The 2,678-nt window shown below is 45.0% G+C and carries 2 protein-coding genes; both read left to right on the top strand.

The features are described from left to right. The first annotated feature begins 234 nt into the window (after window positions 1-234). The gene (istA, locus tag RTX25_RS14420) at window positions 235-1,794 is read left to right on the top strand and encodes an IS21 family transposase (RefSeq protein ID WP_312654609.1); all 1,560 of its coding nucleotides are present in this window, start codon (window positions 235-237) and stop codon (window positions 1,792-1,794) included. After that, on the top strand, window positions 1,791-2,534 hold the full coding sequence (locus RTX25_RS14415; RefSeq protein WP_312654608.1) for an ATP-binding protein: 744 nt from the start codon (window positions 1,791-1,793) through the stop codon (window positions 2,532-2,534). Before istA ends, RTX25_RS14415 begins: the two co-directional genes overlap by 4 nt. The last annotated feature ends 144 nt before the right edge of the window (window positions 2,535-2,678 follow it).

The following is a 2,678-nucleotide window of genomic DNA, read 5'->3' as shown; positions in this document are numbered from 1 at the left end:
CGGAGACCATAAAGAAGATTCTCTTGAACGAAAGGTACATCGGTGATGCCCTTTTGATTATTTCACTCATATGATTCCACTGATATCTCTTTGGAGTCCACCGATACTTCTCAATGAGTCCGGTTAATAAAAATTTAATATCATTCTGGAGTCCGGTAATATACGGAACAAGTCCTCCTTCCGATAAAATTGAACTGTAACGTAAGTTACAGAATTATTGGAAGGAGGCTTTTTATGGCCAGCAAAATTCAAGTCAAACTGATTCTTGAACTGAGAGAATCCCACATGTCCCGCAACACAATCTCTGCCCTGAGAGGGATGTCTCGAAACTCCGTATCTTCTGTGTTCCGTATCGCTGATCAGATGGGCATCACCTATTCTGACGTAAAGCACAAGACACCAGATGAGGTCTACAGACTTTTCTTTCCCGAGAAGTTTGCAATTGAGACGCTCCATCAAGACCCGGATTACGACTATGTGCACGAGGAACTGAAAAGGATTGGAGTGACGCTCAAACTGCTCTGGAAAGAGTACCAGGATGAGTGTTTACGAAAAGGGACTTTGCCTATGGGGTATACGAAATACTGCCGTGGGTACGCCGCACATACCGTCTCCAAGAAAATAACAAATCATCTCATACACAAACCAGGAGTCGCTGTAGAAGTAGATTGGTCAGGTTCAACGATGTCCTATGTGAATCGTTCTACCGGCGAAGTGATCAAGGTCTATCTGTTCACTGCAACGCTCCCCTACAGTCAGTATACCTATGTTGAACCATGCCTGGACATGAAGCAGCATACCTGGCTCAGATGTCATGTCCATATGTATGAGTTCTATGGTGGTGTCCCGATAAGGACGGTGTGCGACAACTTGAAAACGGGTGTCGTGAAGCATCCCAAAGAGGGAGAAATCATTCTCAATGATGAATATGATGCCTTGGCACAGCACTACATAACTGCAGTCATGCCGACAGGCATAAGAAAGCCGAAACAGAAACCTTCTGTCGAAGGTTCTGTCGGGAAACTGGCAACTGCAGTTATTGCTAAGCTGAGGAATAAGGACTTCGGGTCTTTCGAAGAACTTAAAGCGGGTGTGCGTGATGCTCTTGAAGAGTTCAACAAACAACCGTTCCAGAAGAGAGAAGGCAGCAGATACCTTGCGTTTGAAGAAGAGTCCGAGTATCTCCACCGCCTGCCCGATATCCCGTATGAGATAGCCGACTGGTTCTATCACCGTTCCATAGCCTTGGATTCACACGTGGTTTACGCCAACAACCGTTACTCGTGCCCATACCAGTATATGGGAAAGAAGGTCGACATCAGGGTGTCGGAAAACCTGCTCGAAATCTACTATCAGGATCAGCGCATAAAGACCCATAAGAAACTTCCTGCTTATGTCTCCAACAAGTTCTCTACAGACAAAGAAGATATGCCCGATTATTTCAGCAAGCCGGAGTGGGATGACCAGAGAATTCTAAACTGGGCATATTCCATCGGAACACATACAGGAGAAGTCATCAGCAGAATATTTTCAGGGGTCAAAATAAAAGAACAGGGGTATAATTCATCCCTGTCCGTACTACGCCTAAGCAAGTCCTACTCGGAGGCCAGACTCGAAACTGCCTGCGAATTCGCCCTGACGAAAGTCAGGATGCCTAGGTACCACCATCTTAAAACAATACTTTCCTCGAATCAAGACCAGATATATTTAAGCAACAAGTTCTCTGAAATCAGAAATCATGCGACTGAAGGCTATGTCAGAGGCCCAGAATACTATGGAGGGAAGAAAAAATGATACATGATGAAACTCGTAGAAAACTAAGAGAAATGAATCTTGAAGAGCTGATCCAGTACGTCGACATACATTTGCCGGATTCTCAGACCCTGGTGTTGAGCTTCGAAGAAAGATTCCAGCTGATGGTCGACTATCTCTACCAGGAAAAGTATAACCATAAGATAACCCGACTGCTGAAAGCGTCGAGGCTTAGGTTACCTAAAGCCGAGCTTAACGACATCCATTTCCTCGACAGAGGGATAGATAAGCAGACGATAGTGGAACTGGGTACATGTCAGTTTATGGATGCCAGAATGAATATCGTTTTTCACGGGTTCACAGGATCCGGAAAAACCTACTTAGCCTGCGCACTCGGTAAACAGTCCTGCAAAAGGCAATACAGAACGAGATACATCAGAATTCCGGATCTGCTTATGGAATTCGATGAGGCAACCTTGGTTCCCAAGGGACCTCAAAAACTGCTCAAGAAATATGCCGCATACTCCTTGCTGATACTGGATGAGTGGCTGCTTGAAGAGATGGCCGATGATGAGCAGCATTTTCTGTTTGAACTGATTGAACGAAGGCATGATCTCTCATCCACCATCTTCTGTACTCAGTTCCGAACTGAGGACTGGCATAGAAGATTAGGTGGCGGCGTCCATGCGGACGCGATTATGGATAGAATAATCCACAATGCGGTCTTCATCGAGACCGGATCACTGAATATGAGGGAATTCTTCTCAGCCAGAAAATACTAGCGGACTCCAACTGGTCACCAGCGGACTCTAATGGGATTTTACCGGTACTGATATTTGATCTTACCGGTATCATTCCTGTGAAATAATCACTTTTACAGAAGACCTTCACTGTGGATTTTATTACAAAGAAAAGAGTCAAGAATG

The sequence above is a fragment of the Proteiniclasticum sp. genome, assembly GCF_032054185.1.
Lineage (GTDB): Bacteria > Bacillota > Clostridia > Clostridiales > Clostridiaceae > Proteiniclasticum.
Note: the sequence above shows the minus strand (reverse complement) of the source record. Positions and strands in the feature narration are given on the sequence as shown.

Bases quoted from the DNA above. Each gene is read 5' to 3' on its own strand.
- istA (WP_312654609.1), top strand. From the start codon at position 235: ATGGCCAGCAAAATTCAAGTCAAACTGATTCTTGAACTGAGAGAATCC.
- RTX25_RS14415 (WP_312654608.1), top strand. From the start codon at position 1,791: ATGATACATGATGAAACTCGTAGAAAACTAAGAGAAATGAATCTTGAA.